A 17,437-nucleotide genomic window follows, 5' to 3' on the forward strand; every position below is an offset into this window, starting at 1 on the left:
TCTAAGTTCAGCATATACTGTTTTCAAATATTACATCTGCTCACTGAGGTAAATTGAAACCCTGCTCTGGATTATATCTGCAACCTCCTCGGCAGTCTTCTGACCCTCGTAGAAGGCCGCTGCCTCCTCAGCAATGATATTGATAACATTATCATCGGTACTCTCAGTGTCTGTTACTGATTCGATGAAATCTACCACAGTCTGGGTCTCTTCCTTTGAAAGCTCGGCGATTTCAACGTCGGTTCCGCCGATTGACCATATAGATGAGTGCTCCACCTTTTTGCCATTAGCATCAAGGTAGTAGGGCTTTTCCTGAGCCTTGGCAGCAAGAGCATCCAAGGCCTTCTTCTCGATGGGGAAGTTCCAGGAAATGTTACTCTGATACTCATCCGTAAGGAATGACTTCATGAATTCCCATACAGCCTGCTTGTTCTTGCAGTCACTGCTCATTCCGATCTGAACACTGGGGTAGATGTAGGATTTACCATCCTTGGTTGTGGGATATCCGTTGAACTCGATATCCTTACCAAAATAGCCCTTTTTCAGAACCTGATAATCCTCAAAGGAGCCAAGCCAGTAGCCCTTAAGAAGGGATTTGTTCTCGCGATAGTAGGACTCATATTCTTCATAGTCCATATCCTCGCTGTACTCAGGAAGCTCCTTTATAAACTCAAGGAATTTCACGAAGCTCTCTGAATCGAAGCTACAGGTGCCTTCCTCATAATTGACATAGGCGCTGCCGATTGTCTGATAGAGCTCGCGGGCATCGTCTCTTGTAACCATACCCATTCCGATCTCCGGATCAATTCCGCATCTTGCGCAGACATCCTTGTAGTTATCAAGAGTTATAACCTCGCCGCCTGCATTGTCGCTTGCAACCACGCAGGTCTGGATGTTGAAGCTGGGGATGATGGCATACATACTGCCCTTAACCTTGGTAGCATCAAGTATATTTGATAAATAGTCTGCTGCCTCAATATCGCTGTCAGCTTCGAAGTAAGGATCAAGAGGTTCAAGTGCTCCCTTATTGGCATAGCTCTCAAAGGGCATATCATTTTCAAATACGATGATGTCAGGTGCCTTACCCTGTGTGATATCAAGGCTTAGCTTGTTGATACCTGTCATGTACTCGTCTGTGGTGTCATCGTCGCTGGTATCCTCACCTGCAAGCTGTGCGTAATCTATTACATTGATTTTGTACTTATCGCTCTTCTTATTGAACTTAACGATCTGTTTTCTTATTGAATCCTCGATGTAAACAGTACCAAGAGTGATGATTTCCTTATCCTGAATAGCTGAAGGATCAACCTTGGTAAGGGTGCTGAGTATGCACTCATCTCCTGAGGAATTGGCCATAACAATTTTGCCATCCTCAAGCTCACCTATGAAGTTGATCATGTTGACCACTTCGTTGGATGCTGTAAAATCGCAGATCCTTGTGGTCTTGGTATCGCCTATATTAAAAGCACTGATTCCACTGTCCTGTTCACAATAAAAGTCATAAGTCTTTCCGGGATAAAGCTCATAAGCGCCATATATTCCCTCAGGAAGCTCAAAGCCGGCATCCTCGAAGGTCATGTTACCTGCATTAAGCTTACTTACGACCGATCCGGAACCTTCATCCTCTTCAAAGAGATAGATATCATCATTTCTCATTCTGAAAAGATATCCGCTGTAATATCCGTCTTCATTTCTTTCTCTCGTGCGGATAGTCTTAGCTTCTCCTGTTGCCTCATCATAAAGAGATATTCCCAATTCACTGCAGGTGAGCACTCCAAGACCTTTGGCATAGGTAATTGAGCTGATGTAGGAATCAGCATCCGTCTCAGTAAGGGAAGTTTCCCATATAGTTGTTCCATCAGAGGAATACTTAGCCAGCTTGGTAATGTCATCCAGAGATACATCCTCAGCATCATAGCCTGTTGCCTCATCCTCAGCAACAGCTTCACCCGCTGATGCATCTTCAACATCTTTATCAGATGTCGTGGCTGCCGCATCCACATCTCCGCTCTCCGATACAGTCTCACCTACATCTGAAGATGCCTCAGCATCCGCCTCATAAAGCACGGCATCCTCTGAATCGGCCATATCATACTCATACTTCACGACATATACATTGCCGTCATCATCGCAGGTAAGATTATCAGCGCTGACGTTTTTGGTGCCGTCACCAAGGGGCACCTCCTCCACCATACCTGTGTCGAAGGGCATTCTGAAAAGCTTGGTGGAGCCCATAGAATCCTCGCTGTAAACATACGCTATGGCATAGAGACTGTCCTCTCCTGTGCATACTCTTGATATGCTGCAATTGCCACTTACCGGAATATCTACATTCTCAAAGCTGTATATGTGGTCTTTATCTATTTCCTTTGCAGGTCTGTCACCACCCTCTGTGATAACAGTATCCTTTTTTCCGCAGGCACTCAAAAAAGCCATAGAGCATACCATGCCTATGGCCATAATCTTCGCAAGTCTGCCTTTTCTCATACTATCGCCTCCTAAAGATGATCCCCCTCATCCTCTTCAAGCAACATATAACTAGTAAAACTGATTAGTAAATCATAACATATAGCCCTCTAATATCCTAGCAATTTGGGCATTAATATAATGTAATATTATGTAACAAATCAACGTCAATCCGGCATCATGTACTGCATCTCATAACTGAAGGTGTAGCCTGCGGTTTCGGGATCTGACTCCCATCTCTCCCTTATTCGGAGGATTGGGATTTTCACCTCAGCCTCCGTGGCCTTTAGGAAAATCGCAAGCACGGTATTATTTCCAAGCCTTGTAAAGCTGTCACTTCCCCTAAGACACCCTGCTGCCACATTCAAAAAATAGTCCGTCATTCTGGATAGGTCATCATCATTTTCCGTCTTGGATTCGACCCTGAATACCAGAAGATACACATCCCACGCATAATTCCTCTGGAAACGCATCATAAACCTGTATATCAGCTTGAAGTTATCCAGCGTAAGAATCTGGGAGCCCTTCTTTACATCCCTCTCCTTAAGGAGCATATCTATCTCATCAAGACCCTCAGCCGATTTCTCCCTGTTTTTCTCCTCTTCGGTTTTGAAAAATGCGAAGTTGTGCTTACCTGCCATCTTGACGTTATAGAGCGCCTGGTCAGCCTTTTTATATAGTGTCTGATAATCCGTTCCCTCATCTGGGCAGATTGCCGCGCCTACAGAGACGCCAAGAGGAATATTCATATCCTCGCCAAAGAGCTCCTTTGCATAAGTAAGAAGCTTGCGGTTCATGAACTGGGTCCTCTCCGCAACCATCCTCTCAGTTCTGACATTCTGACAGAAGGCAACAAATTCATCACCGCCCACTCTTCCGACTATGTCGTTGGAGCGCATAATACTTCTAAGGAGCTCAGCGAACCAGATAAGAACCTTATCGCCTGCTTCGTGACCATAGATATCGTTTACAAGCTTAAAGCTGTCAAGGTCCACCATCATGAGGATTCCGCCGCCCTTGCCGGCAATCTCATCGACCTGTCTGACAGTTGTAACCTTGTTAAGAAGCCCTGTCATAGGCTCTATTTCAGCAGCTTCCTTTAAGTTTCTTATCCTCTCGACATTTTGAAGGATATTATCAATCCTGTGCAAAAGGACCTCAGCCTTAAAGGGCTTTCTGATGTAATCCACCGCACCGATTTCAAACCCTTTTCTTTCGGCATCATCACTGGAATAGGCGGTCATAAACATGACAGGAATAACGAAATTATGCTTTTCCCTAAGTCGCTCCATCATTTCGAAGCCGTCCATCTCAGGCATCATAAGATCCGACAGGATAAGATCGGGCTTTTCACTTTCATAGGTATCAATTCCCTCCTGCCCGGAGCCTGCCGTAATGATGTCATATTTAGACTGGAGCATTTTGACAGTGACCGCACGCATCAGATCATCGTCATCCACCACCAGTATTTTCTTATTACCCATAGATTGTCCCTCTAAACCTTCGCAAGTATGTCCTTATACGTGCGATATTTTGATAATGTATCCCATGTATTATCTCTGATATAGTCGATATCCTCTTTTTTACCTGCCTCCTCAAGACGCTTAGCCATATTCGAAAGTTCAGTCAGGCCCACCATTCTGGCAGCGCTCTTAAGTGCATGAACCTTGGTCGTATAATCCTCTATGTTCTCATCGTAATAGAGCTTTTCAATTTCGTCGGACTTTTTGCCTATCGAATCTCTGAAGAACCTCAAAGTGTCTATGAACATCTCCTCCGTTCCTGAATATTCAAGAACATGGGTCGTATCGATAAGGCCCTCAGACTCCAGTCTCTTAATCTCATCTCTTGCCTGTGAGATACTGGGGGCAGTCTTTTGCTCCTCACCCGTTCCACTTCCCGGAGATGTATCTTTTTTATCCGGCTGCTCTCCAAGCTTCTCCTTGGGAATGTACCTCAGGATAGTCTCCTCCATGGTCTTAACGTTAATAGGCTTAGCCAGATAATCGTTGAAGCCTTCCTTGATATACGCATTCCTTCCTTCCTCGGAAACATTAGCTGTAAGCGCAATGCATACGCCGTTTCTGTTTTCGTTTTCAGGCAGGCTCCTTATTCTCTGCAAAAGCTCAACGCCATCCATTCCGGGCATTCTATGGTCAATGAGCATTATGTCGTAGTGATTTTTCTCTATCATCTCAAGAGCCGCTGCGCCGCTAAGAACGGAATCAATGACAACTCCGGTGGGCTCTAAGAGTCCCGCTACAACCTTAAGGTTGATCTCCATGTCATCCACGGAAAGTATTCGTACATCAGGGGCATAAAAAGCAGGCTGATAGCTTTCCTGACTAAGGGCTACTTTCTCTGCTGCCTCCTCATAGTTACCAATGCTCTCCCAATTCTTAACCTTCTGCTTTACTTCAAATGAAAACTCACTTCCCTCACCATAGACGCTCTTAACATCTATGGTAGTTTCCATGGCATCAAGTATCTGCTTGACTATGCTCATACCAAGACCGGTACCCTCAATGGTCTTGTTTTTATTTTCATCAAATCTCTCAAAGGCAAGGAAAAGTTTATCAATGCTCTCCTGCTTCATGCCGATTCCGGAATCCTTTACTGTGATCATCAGATTTATCTCATCCTCACTTAGCTTTTCATAGTCGACGATGAGATGTACAAAGCCTTCGTTGGTGTACTTTACTCCGTTTGTAACAAGGTTTATTATTACCTGCTTAAGTCTTGTGCCATCACCTATAAGATGATCCGGAATATTCCTGTCTATATCAATATGGAAATCGAGCCCCTTATCTTCAGCCCTGGTCTTTATCATGATAGAGATATCCGTAAGGAGGGTTGAAAGATTGTAGTCCTCATCCATAAGCTTTAGCTTTCCTGCCTCAAGTCTTGAAAAATCAAGCACATCATTTACAAGACTAAGGAGTGATGTGGCAGAGCTCTTAATGCTGTAAGCATACTGCTGTATCTTACTGTCATGCCCCTGCCTCAGGATCATTTCATCCATTCCGATAATGGCATTTATAGGGGTCCTTATTTCATGGGACATATTTGCAAGGAAAAGTCCCTTTGCTTTTGATGCTTCTTCAGCAATCTGTTTTGCTTCCCTAAGCTCTTCACTTTCTCTCGCTTTTATGGATGCCTGCAGGAAGAAAATCAGTATGATCATTACAAGTATTACACATAGTGCATACGCAATGATAATCATATTCGTAACGTTAGCATAATTAGCCAGAGCCTCCTCTTTTTCAAGAGCCCCGACAATTACAAAGGGGGAGTTCTCAAGCTCTGCGGAATAGAAATACATCTCGCCCTTTGTAGTCTTTACCTTTTCTATCGCAACTGAATCAACATTATGCCCTCTGCCTAATCTCTTAAAGACATTTCTTACGGATGCACTGTCGAAAAATGCAGCATCTTCTTTTTTCATATTAGTGAACGGAATCACTATTTCATCATCTCTGGTCATAAGTGCAACACTGCCCAGATTCGTAATATTATCCAGCCCATGCTTTCTTCTGATATAGACTGATGAGCATATTGAATACAAAACGTACCGGACATTATCCCCTTTAATGACAGCATAAGAAAACATCAGTGCACCGGTTTTCATGTAGGATACGCCACTGTTACCACGGAATGACTCAAGAAGTCCCTCATATTCAGTAGGATCAATCGCACTTTCATATACAGGGTTTCTCTCTCCATCCATAATTCCAAGAAGAATACTGGGTTCTGAGTCAAACACATTCCGGATGACTATTTTGGCCTGCTCAAGGCCTTCGCCTTCCCCGATATTATCATCCCCAAGTATCCACGCTATGTGCTCAAGGGCCAACATCTCGGTTCTTAGGTTTTCACGATAATAAATCGCAGCTGCCCTTGCCTCATTTTCTATGTTCTTCATGGCAATTATGTTGATACGATTATCCAATCTGATATAAAAAATAATTCCCAATGTTGTAAAAATGAGAAAGACTGTAAGGAGGAGTATAAAAATTCGACCAGGCATGTATCGGAGCTTACTATTCATAGACTTCCACTCCTTCCACAAACCAGTTCATGCGCCTTAAGAGCGCATCATCGCTTATTCTTTCACCCTTCCTGCACATGACTTTTCCGGTATTACTGATTATCTCTCCTTCAAAAACGAATGAGCCTTTGGCAAACTCCTTCCGCTTTGCATCTACAAGGAGCTTTACATCCGGGGGCACAATATTCGTAACATCCGTAAAGGAAACCGCTCCCTCTCTCATTCCAAGGAAGTAATAATGGTTGTCGGTAATAGCACCCTTCAAAAAATCCTCAAGAATTTTCCGGTATACCACATCCCAGTGATATATAACACTGGTCAGATATTTGTCAGAATATCCTTCCATATCCCTGCCATAACCGACTGAATAAGCCCCCAGTTCTTCTGCAGCATCAATAGCAGTATTGAGGCTGGCATGATAGGTTATGAGGTCAGCACCATCCTCTGTTATCAGCTTTTTTGCCTGTAAATATTCATCCTTGGGATCCGTCCAGTTATCCAGATATCTCACCTTGACTGTCACATCCTGATTAACTGATCTGGCCCCCAGGGTAAACGCATTGATTCCCCTTGTTACCTGCGGATTTCTTCCGCCTGCAACATATCCAAGGATATTACTTTGGGTCATTCTGCCCGCGATCATTCCTGCAAGGTATCGCATCTCATAAAGTCTGCAGAAATATGTCGTTACATTTGACAAATCAGAGTTGGGAGATACTGTGTAGAACTCAACATTATTGTATTTAGCCATCACAGGGTACAAATCCATTCCATAGCCTTCACTGGTGAGGAATATGACATTGCACCCCTTGCTCACCAGTTCTTCCACAGCAGCTTCTTCACTGGCAGCCTTCTCTTCGACATTGGTTACTACCTCAAGCTTTAATCCAAGAGCATCGCATGCTGTCTTGAGTCCGTTGTAATGATTTTCGCTCCAGCCTCCGTCATCAATATCATCAAGGAAAACACCACCGACTATTGTCTGTTCTTCGTCGTTCTGAATGGACATTCTAAACAGGCCTATAATAAGGCCTGCCAAGATCAACAATAGTACTACTAACATCAATATCCAGGTGTATCCCTTTAACTTTTTCATATAGAGCCCCGATCACATAAATTACTGATTAGCTACCAGATATTTAAGTGTAGCGTTATCTCCAATGACATAATCTGCATTTCCGTTATGAAGAGCTATGATACAGTCCGCGAGGGTTGAGCATTTCATGATCTTACATTTTACCCCCGGAAAATCACCGGCTTCCCCCTGAAGGTAGCTCTCTCCGGTAGTCTCTGCCTCAACAGCAATAACTACTGATTCATCAAGATTTTTCAGTATCTCCTCTGCTTCTTCCCTTGTCTTTGCATCCTTGAAATCATTATCTGCTTTATTTGCCACAAGGCATTGTCCTGCATTGAAATATGGGACTGAAAAATCCACAAACTCTTTTCTTTCATCCTTTATTGTTATTCCGGCTATGCAGGCATCACATTTTCCCTGTGCAACCGTCTGGAACATGATATCGAAATTAACATTTACAAGCACCAGCTCTTTACCCATGTAATCAGCGATAGCCTTTATAAGCTCCATATCAATACCGTAATGAAGATCACCCTCATCATAATCAAAGGGCTCAAAATCTCCGGTTGTTGCTACCACAAGCTGGTCCTTTTCATCATCCCGGGTCCCTGTAGGTATGCCAACAGGATCCCCCGTACCGCCAAAATAGTGTCCGGTTATTTCATCATATTTTCCGTTTTCAAATCCGGCCTCTATGAATTCGTTTATCTTTTCCAGGATCTCGGGCTTATTCTTATTTACCCCGATTCCGTAATCCTCATCAGTAAGATTGATATCAATTACCACAAGCTCGACGCTTTCTTCCTCGGCGTCCCCGCCCACAACCTCTTCGTTTTTCTTACTGCAGGCAGCTGTCATACTGATTAGTAGTGTCATTATTATTACTGCTGATATAATTCGTTTTCCCATAGGATTGTCCTCATTTTTTAGCCAAAAAGCATAGCCAGACATAATAAAATAACCATAATTTATTATCCAACATGCCTATAAAAATCTGATAAACAACGCATTAAGTTACGATAAAAAAAACGGCACATATGCACTTTTGCACATGCGCCGCAGCTTATTTTATGATGCCTTCTTAAGTTCGACAGGCTGTTTTTCTTTTTTGCCAATTCCAAGAATCAGACCATGTAATTTCTTTAACAGTATTGCGGAGGGAACACCCAGAGCGAATACTACCAGTACATAGAGGAATACATTTTTGATCGGGAAGGGTGATTTCACACCGCCATCAAAGGTGTGGTCACAGAGCTCTACGAAAAGTCCGTGGATCAGGTAGAACTCAAGGGTTATCGTTCCCATGAATTTCAGGAATCTGTTACCGATCTTAACCTTCATTCCAAGAAGGAGTGATGCAAATACGAAGTCCATGGTTACAAATACCTGGCTGAGAAGCGTCATACGTCTTCTCAAAACCTTGTCCGGTGCACCGAAGTTCTCGCCGTAGTAGGAGAAGAAATCCTGCGCATGTACGGAATAGAGATATAAAGGATAGAGTACTGCAACTGCAAGGATTGCATATACCCAGTAGTACTTTTTGAGATGAGGGATGATCTTGTCCTCATACTTTGCAAAGAGGATTCCCACAGGGAACATGTGCACACAGTTCCACCACCACTCACCCCTTATAAGGTAATCGTTGTGGTCGATGCTGGTTCCAACAAGAATGTATGCAACCACGAAAGCTGTTGTCGCTGCTACTGCAAGGCCGTCCTTTTTAATGAATCTGAAGGCAAGATAAAATGCCAGATAGAAGAACGGAAGGACTATCACGTACCAGGTGTTGGGATTGCAAAGCTTGATGCTTGAAAGGTAAAGCAGTGCACCGGGCATATCCATCTTCTCACCTATAAGAAGTCTTGCGATGAAGAATATCAGTGTTGTTGAATAGAGTGATAACACCACAGGCAGTATTCTCTTTTTCACAAAGCCATTCAGGTAGTTCTTCTTGGTGTGGAAGCTCTTGTAAGCTCCGTAGCCGTTAAAGAAAAGGAAGAATGAAACAAGGATGTAACCTATCGGAACAAAGAACTCAAGCCCCGGAATAATGCGGCTCTTAGGAAAGAGCCAGGATGCGCAGGTCTTCTGGCCGATGTGATGCAACATAATTGCCACTGTTAAAAATCCCTGAAATGCCTTGGTCTGTGACAGTGACAGACTGTCGTTCCACTGTCCTTTTCCCTGTGGCTTAGCCCCCCACAAAAGAAGTATCGGCATAATAAAATACACCGAATATATTAGTTGTTTACCCATAACTTTTTTAAACCTCCTCCAGTTTAAATATTTTTCATTCCTTTATCTTAAAAAGCACCCCAATACATGCTTTTTAGAATCAGTAAATTCTGTAATTCCCCGAAAGTGCCAGAAGCGCGAACATGTACAGGCAGTTGTCATAGTACCTGCGAACGCCCTTCCTGAGCGGCTGATTCCAAAACCATTCTACCCATTTTTTTGCGGTTTCAAAATCATCATCAGCAGCTGCAAGTGCCCCCTGCGCAGTCGCTGATAAAAGTCCAAGAGGATGAAGAACAGGTCTCTCAAGAGGTGTTCCGTCAACCTTATAAGCACACCTTACTGCCTCAAGATCTGTTCCGAAGAACTTCATCATGCGAAGCGGTGCCCCCAGATGCTTTTTCTCCTCGCCAAACCATACTGCATCAAGCCCTATATTTGCTGCAGTTCTGTAGGCATCACTGAAGAAATCACCAAACTGTCCCCAGGGCAGTTCCTTGTCCATGGGTGTACCGTCGAAGTTACCATACTCAGGACTAAGTCCCGTCTCCTTGTGGCAGCACTTTACCAGGTAGTCTCTGCTGACCTTTGCTGCATTTGCGAAAAACTCCCTGTCCTCCTCATTTGCCCACAGCGCAAAAAGCTCATAGAAGTGCGGCAGATGATAGGAAGGATCTGTGTGCGGGCTTCCCGGAACAAAAAGAATCTGTCCGTTTTCCTTATTCCACATGGGACATCCCGGTCTTCCGTTTTCTCCCTTGTGAATGCAGGAACTAAGCAGCTCTCTCGCCTCTCTGCTGTACTCAAATATTCCCTCGCCATCGCCCCATCTGTGTGATGCAAAGAAAAGCGCCATTGCGTAGAATTCCTCACCGTCAGGAGCAGGGCCATAGGCATTCTTGGTTCCGTCTGTCTGACAGGACCAGGCAAAATAGCCCTCGTTGTCGCCCTCTGTCATGAACATGTAGGTCTTGGACCACTTCCAGATGCGGTCGAATTGCTCCTTCATATCCAGCTGAACGCACATCATCATGCCATAGGACATACCCTCTGTTCTGGCATCGTTATTACCGGTGTCGGTAAGGTAACCCATATCCTCACCGGCTTCATGATAAATTCTCTCATTTTCATCGTAGAAAAATGTCTTAACCGCCTCGTCGATACGTGCCTGTATCTCGGCGTCGCTTTTTCCTATTTCCTTAAAAAGGTTCCTGTAATTACCTGTCTTAAAAGCACCCATTGCTATCCTCATTTTTTATATTCATATCGTTAGTTTATCAAGTCTATGTTCGCATTATTACAGGCTCCGTGTCTTACATAATCTTGCTTATTTCTTTTTGGTTGTTGCGATTTATGTTAGTATAGAAAAAAATCATTTTCAGAGGTTTTATATGCGAAGAATACTAATCACAAATGATGACGGAATAGATGCAGGCGGTATCCACAGACTGGCGGAGGCTGCAAAGGAATTCGGTGAGGTGTGGGTTGTAGCTCCGGCGCACCAAAGGAGCGCTGCTTCACACAGCATTACCTTGAGAGACCCGATAGATGTTTTCCCTCACGATTTCCCGGTTGAGGGCGTTCACGCATTTTCCTGCAGCGGAACTCCCGGCGACTGTGTCCGCGTGGGAAGTCTTAATATCATGCCGAAAAAGCCCCATGTGGTCCTCTCAGGCATCAATTTTGGCTATAACGCAGCAACGGATATCCAGTACTCCGCAACAGCAGGAGCAGCCTTCGAGGCAGCTTTTCAGGGATTCCACGCTGTGGCATTATCGGAAAACATAGATGATGATCACGAGGTCACAAACGCATATCTTAAGGACATGCTAAAGGAGGCTCTTAAGGTAAAGCTTGACTACGGTCAGATAGTAAATATCAATTTCCCGGGATGTCCCCTTTCTGAATTCAAGGGTATACGAAGAGATGTGGCGGTTTCAAGAAGCTCATTCTACAAGGATCGCTATAAGGTTGTTGAGCATTTTGAGGGCGGCGGACTCCGCCTGATGGTGAACGGAATTTATAATGAAAAGTGCGAGGAAGGCACGGATTTTAAGGCTATCGTAGACAACTATATATCCTTCGGAATAGTAAATAATATTGGATAAGCCATCCTAAAAAATAAAGGGGAGCTGTGAAAAAATGATTTCTCATTTTTTCACAGCTCCCTTTTATATTTTTAGTAACCTCTATATTGTTCAAGGAACTCTTCCGGCGGAAGTGGCGCTGAGAACAGCATTCCCTGCAGATAATCGCAGCCAATGTTTGTCATCTTCTTTGCCATTTCCTCTGTCTCTATTCCCTCGGCGGTTATGCCAAAATGCATCTTTTTAAAGGCTCCTACCATCATGGGAAGTATGTGGTCAGGTGCATTACAGTAATCCCATACGATTTCCATGTCGAGCTTTACATTTATGAAGGGACTCTTCTTAAGTCTTGTAAGGTTAGAGTAACCTTTTCCGTAATCATCCAAAACAAATCTGAAGCCATCTCTCTGCATTGCCTGTATCTGCTTTTCCATCTGCTGGTCGTCTATCATGGCTTCCTCTGTGATCTCCAGATGTATCCTGGAAGGATCAACGCCATATCTGTCCACAACCTTGAGGAACCTTTCTCCAAGGTCAGTTCTCATGAACTGGATAGGTGACAGATTGACATTTATAAACTGGAGTCCAAAGCTGTCCACATCGCTATCCGCTATAAACTGGCAGACCTTTTCAAATACCTGCTCTCCCAGCTCATTGATTCGGCCATTCTGCTCGGCTATCGGAATGAAGGCTCCGGGAGGCACGATATGTCCCTTTTCATCACGGATTCTTGCCAGTGCCTCCGCTCCCACAAGGGTGCGCTTATTGGCATCAATAAGGGGCTGTAGGTATATCTCCACTGCCTTATGATCAATGGCATTTTCCATGGTCTTCTTCAGATAGATTCTGTCTGCATAATCCTGAAGAGCATTATCATCAGTAAGGACATTGTAGTCATCCCCGAGTCTGTCTGCTCTTTCCAATAAAAGTCCGATGGAGTTAAGCACTTCATCTGCGCTTCCATAGCCCTTTGAAAGGTCAACCAGAGCAAAGCCCACCTCCAGATAGAGCTCCGCATCATCAGATTTCCATGGAAGAAGGAACCGGTGTCTTATTTCCTCATGAATCTCCTCCCAGTCCATTCCTCTGTTGCCAAGAAGTACGAAGCGTCCATTTTGATAATAAAACTGGATAACCTCAGGATAGTTCTTCTTAAGGAACTCAGATATCAGAGCAATTCCCTGATTCATCTGTATAGTTCCATAGATATCCCTAAGGTCATGGTAATCACGAATAATAAAAGAGAGAATCTTATATCTTCCCCTGTCCTCATTTTCCTCTATAAAAATTCTCAGGGCCTTGCTGTTGAAGGCCATGTTCCTGGTTTCAAGGAAAAATTCAGGGTTACCGTAGGACAGGTAAATTATAAGAACTGCCATCAGGCAGAAGGTGTCAAAAATAAGATAAAGCGGCAGGCAATACCTCAGTGCAGCTCCAATCAGAAGCATTGTGGTATAACCGATAATGCCGTTTCTTTCATGCCTTCTTCGCAGTCTGTTCCAATGTGTAAACAGGGTAAAATAGTTCATGAATATGTAGAAATAAAGGGTAACGTAAACCATGAAGTGGAGTGGTCCACGGTGATACCCTGTTTCATCAATATAGAAAATAAATCCGAAAAAGGCACTACTAACAGTAAGGATTTCCGACAATATAAAAGGAATCCTTATAAGCCATTTTCTTACATTTTTTCTGGATGGAGCAATGCGCAGAAGGGTAACACACATTTCAAAGAACAAAAAACACCCGCTAAAGAAGGCTGCAAAATAGAGCGTATTTAATAAAACCACTATCCAGGTCGGTAATGTCTTGTACTCATTACATGCCCAGCTGGCGATTATATCCGATATTATGACGAAGCCTTCATTAACCATAATAGCCAGGAATACCTTATTCAGCCTGACAGGAAGTCTCGGCAATGAAAAGTAGTATCCCATGATTATAATCAGAATAAGCAGGCTTGGAATTACATAATCAAAACTCCAATTGATCATAAAATTAACCCCTCATTACTCTTTATTGCAATTATATTGTATCAACAAAGAGAATGAGGGGCATAATTATATAATTCTTCTATTAGTTAAATTTTTATAAAGCATCTCTATATATTTTCTCTACATCTGCCGCACTTAAGGGTCTGATTCTTGAGAGCTTTACTGTATCCTTCATGGTTGCATCAAGAGAAAGCTCCTTAATATCTTCATCTGAAGGGTCAACCCCCAGCTCTCTTACGCTTACAGGCATTCCTATGGATTTAAAAAATGACACAGTCTTCTCTATTCCTGCAAGAGCTGCAGCCTCGTCATTTTCCTCAGTAACTCCCCATACGCTGCGGGCGAATCTTGCAAATCTGGGAAGGGCTCCCTTATAAAGATCTTTTGCCCATGCTCCCCAAACCGCTGCAAGGGATGCGCCATGGGTGGCATCATACTTTGCTGAGAGCGCATGTCCAAGCTTATGAACTGAGAAGTCCTTGCCGCGGCCGCACTCAGTGAGGTTATTGTGTGAAAGGCTTGAAGCCCAGAATACCTCACTCATTGCATCGTAATCCGAAGGATCCTCCACAACCTTCGCTCCGTTCTTGATCACTGTGCGAAGAAGTCCCTCTGCTATCTCGTCGGTCATATCGCAGTGGGAATCCGGAATGAAGTATCTCTCCATTGTGTGCATCATGATATCCGTTACACCTGCTGCTATCTGGTTCTTAGGTAAAGTTGTTCCAAGCTCGGGATTCACGATAGCGAATCTGCATCTGTTAAATTCAGTGTTTATTCCAGCCTTCTTTCCAAGCTCCTCGTTTGTAAGAACAGCGGAATCACTCATCTCACTTCCGGCTGCAGCTATTGTAAGAACTGCGCCAACGGGAAGAGACTTTGTGAGCTGAACTCTCTTAACCCAGATATCCCAGAGCTTCTCATCGGGATTGGCTGCGCCGTGGGCAATGGCCTTGGCTGTATCAATAGCGCTTCCTCCGCCGATACCTATTATCATATCTGCACCGAAATGAACAGCTTCCCTTACGCCATCCTCTGCATGCTCAAGAGTGGGATTGGGCTTTGCTCCTCCAAACTCCATATACTCTACGCCTGCTGCCGCAAGAGAGTCCTCAACTCTTCCAAGGAGACCGCTTCTTACAACGCTTCCCTTTCCGAATACCAGGAAAGCTTTCTTTCCATATTTGCTGGCTGTGTAGCCAATATTGTTCTCAACACCTTTTCCAAAAACAACTTCCGTAGGTGCATAGTAAGTAAAATTGTCCATGTACTGCCTCCTGAATTAGTTATCATTATTTCGTATTTTTTGACATACGACTTCAATATCATATTATAGCAAAAATTATAAAAAGATTAGAAACTATTTATAATTTAATAATCTTTATTCTGACCTTTTCAAAGTATAATTTATATATAATAATTCTTCTATGGAGGTGTTTTCATTATGGCTAGTAAAGTTAACGAAAAAACGCTCAGCAAACACATCAGTGCTCAGCTTCTTCTGGTTATCATTCCTATGGTAATTTTTGCCATCGCTGTTGTGGCAATTTTCATGGCTATAAGCGCCAAAAATGTCATCGTGGAAGAAGCCACAAACGGTCTTGCAATGGAAGCCAAAGCCAATGCTGCCGAAATTGCCGGAGATGTGTCCAACATGGTTGCATATTATAACGGTCTTGGTGATACCCTTGAAAAGTCCTCTTTTGCTGATGACAATGCATACCTAAATGCACTTCTCCCCGGAATGGATGAATATCCCGGTGTTGTTATTGACGTTTATCTTGCAATCGGCAAAGAAGCTTTCTATGACGGAGGCGGCTGGGTTCCGGATGCTGATTACGACCCTACCTCCAGAGGCTGGTATAAGAACGCCCAGGGTAAATCATCCATAACACTCGGTGAGCCCTCAGTAGATATGACCTCCGGTAACACCGTTGTATGCGGTTCAAGAGAGGTCAAACTCCTTGACGGAAGAACGGGTGTCCTTTCCACAGATATAGTTCTCACAGGAATATCCAAGACCGCCAGCGCATATAAGCCCCTTGGCACAGGATCCACCATGATGTTCGGCGGCACCATAATGATCGCATCACCTGCCGAGGATCAGATTGGTAAGGATGTAGCCGATTATCCCAATGACGACTTTATCCAGCAGATTTCCAAGATAACAACCTCAGGCGGAAGGGACGATATTTTCACCCTTCACGGAACAGATGGCATAGATTACTATGTATCAATTGATCCGGTTCAGGGCACCAACTGGTTCCTTGCTTCCTTCGTTAAGGTAAGCGACGTACTTGCACCTCTTTACAAGTTTATTTATATAAGCGTAGCTATTTCAGTCATCATGCTTATCCTCATGGCAATCGTTATGCTGCAGACCATCAACAGCATGATAAGTAAGCCTGTAAGTAAGCTCACTGACAACATCACCAGAATTTCACAGGGTGACTTCACCGTTGACATTCAGAAGGGTCAGGGAAACAATGAAAACGAGATTGGCCTCATGAACAACAACATGGCAGACTATGTTGCACAGATGCGTGATACTCTCATTCAGATGAAGGAAGTCACAGGAAAGCTCGCAATCGAATCCAGCAACTCCAAGCACGCATCCAGTGATCTCAATGCCCAGGCTGATGAGCAGTCCAAGGCAATGCAGCAGATCCAGGGTGCTATGGATGACATGGCTGACGCTGTTACAGAGCTTGCTAATCAGGCAACAAACCTGGCTCAGGAGGTATCAAACCTCACAGAGAAGAGCCAGCATACAAGAGATACCATGGATTCCCTTGTAACCAAGGCAAAGGACGGTCAGCGTGATATGGAGATTGTTCAGACAGGTATGACCGGCATCGCCAAGGCCATGGATGACATGAACGAAGTAGTAACCGTTGTTGGAGAATCAGCTCAGAAGATCAACTCTATCGTAGATATGATCAATGAGATTTCCAGTCAGACCAACCTCCTCTCCCTCAATGCTTCAATTGAGGCTGCAAGAGCAGGTGAAGCCGGCAAGGGCTTTGCAGTTGTAGCTCAGGAGATCGGACAGCTGGCACAGAACAGTGCAGATTCAACACAGCAGATCTCAACCATCATCAAGGAGATCACCATCCAGATAGAGGAGCTCTCCAACAAGTCCAAGAGCAACATGGAAGAGATCAACCACAACATGGATGCAGTTAATACAGCAGGCGCTACCTTCGAAGAGATCTTCAAGAGCCTCGATGAGACCAGCGATATCGTAAGCGAGATGATTGCCAAGGTTGGTAACGTTGATGAGATTGCAACCTCCATGGCAGCAATCTCCGAGGAGCAGTCAGCAAGTACTCAGGAAGTAAGTGCTACAGCCACTCACCTGACCTCCAGCGCAGAGCTCGTTGCAGAGAACTCCAAGGGTGTTGATAACAGTGCTACCGCAGTTTCAGACTCCTCAGATGAGATTGAGAATCTGATCAATGCATTTAAGGTTTGATGAATCGCTCGTAAAATCAGAGATATTCTGAAATAGAAAGAGGATGAGTTTCCT

General features: G+C 44.0%; 11 protein-coding genes. 2 read left to right on the plus strand and 9 right to left on the minus strand.

All coding sequences use genetic code 11. The annotated features are described in order from the left end of the window. Window positions 1-30: 30 nt before the first annotated feature. From G601_RS0118495 to G601_RS0118535, 7 genes are all read right to left on the minus strand, one after another. Window positions 31-2,487, minus strand: coding sequence for an ABC transporter substrate-binding protein (locus tag G601_RS0118495; RefSeq protein WP_026666218.1), 2,457 nt, complete (start codon window positions 2,485-2,487; stop codon window positions 31-33). Between the two features lie 146 nt (window positions 2,488-2,633). Next, the gene (locus G601_RS25435) at window positions 2,634-3,950 is read right to left on the minus strand and encodes a GGDEF domain-containing response regulator (RefSeq protein ID WP_051206041.1); all 1,317 of its coding nucleotides are present in this window, start codon (window positions 3,948-3,950) and stop codon (window positions 2,634-2,636) included. Window positions 3,951-3,961: 11 nt separating this feature from the next. Next, entirely contained in the window at window positions 3,962-6,388 is a 2,427-nt protein-coding gene (locus tag G601_RS25440) for an ATP-binding protein (RefSeq protein WP_207638069.1), read from the minus strand. 118 nt (window positions 6,389-6,506) lie between these two features. Then, window positions 6,507-7,610, minus strand: a complete 1,104-nt coding sequence (locus G601_RS24120; protein ID WP_081673623.1) for a BMP family ABC transporter substrate-binding protein — start codon at window positions 7,608-7,610, stop codon at window positions 6,507-6,509. A 21-nt stretch (window positions 7,611-7,631) separates the two neighbouring features. Further along, window positions 7,632-8,501, minus strand: a complete 870-nt coding sequence (locus G601_RS24125; protein WP_035791072.1) for a transporter substrate-binding domain-containing protein — start codon at window positions 8,499-8,501, stop codon at window positions 7,632-7,634. Between the two features lie 159 nt (window positions 8,502-8,660). Beyond that, window positions 8,661-9,848, minus strand: a complete 1,188-nt coding sequence (locus G601_RS0118530; RefSeq protein WP_026666221.1) for an acyltransferase family protein — start codon at window positions 9,846-9,848, stop codon at window positions 8,661-8,663. 79 nt (window positions 9,849-9,927) lie between these two features. Beyond that, window positions 9,928-11,079: a glycosyl hydrolase family 8 gene (locus G601_RS0118535; protein ID WP_242834452.1), complete on the minus strand. Its 1,152-nt coding sequence runs from the start codon at window positions 11,077-11,079 to the stop codon at window positions 9,928-9,930. Between the two features lie 139 nt (window positions 11,080-11,218). Between G601_RS0118535 and surE the strand changes: the two genes are divergently transcribed. Beyond that, window positions 11,219-11,935, plus strand: a complete 717-nt coding sequence (surE, locus tag G601_RS0118540) for a 5'/3'-nucleotidase SurE (RefSeq protein ID WP_026666223.1) — start codon at window positions 11,219-11,221, stop codon at window positions 11,933-11,935. Window positions 11,936-12,006: 71 nt separating this feature from the next. On the opposite strand, the gene G601_RS0118545 is transcribed toward surE, so the two are convergent. Both G601_RS0118545 and G601_RS0118550 read right to left on the minus strand, forming a co-directional pair. Beyond that, complete coding sequence (locus G601_RS0118545; RefSeq protein WP_026666224.1) at window positions 12,007-13,908, minus strand: EAL domain-containing protein; 1,902 nt, start codon at window positions 13,906-13,908, stop codon at window positions 12,007-12,009. Window positions 13,909-14,002: 94 nt separating this feature from the next. Next, complete coding sequence (locus tag G601_RS0118550) at window positions 14,003-15,175, minus strand: iron-containing alcohol dehydrogenase (RefSeq protein ID WP_026666225.1); 1,173 nt, start codon at window positions 15,173-15,175, stop codon at window positions 14,003-14,005. 177 nt (window positions 15,176-15,352) lie between these two features. Here G601_RS0118550 and G601_RS0118555 point away from each other — a divergent pair, with 177 nt between their 5' ends. After that, window positions 15,353-17,383: a methyl-accepting chemotaxis protein gene (locus G601_RS0118555; RefSeq protein WP_026666226.1), complete on the plus strand. Its 2,031-nt coding sequence runs from the start codon at window positions 15,353-15,355 to the stop codon at window positions 17,381-17,383. Window positions 17,384-17,437: the final 54 nt, after the last annotated feature.

It is taken from the genome of Butyrivibrio sp. FC2001, from assembly GCF_000424125.1.
Classification (GTDB): Bacteria; Bacillota; Clostridia; order Lachnospirales; family Lachnospiraceae; genus Butyrivibrio.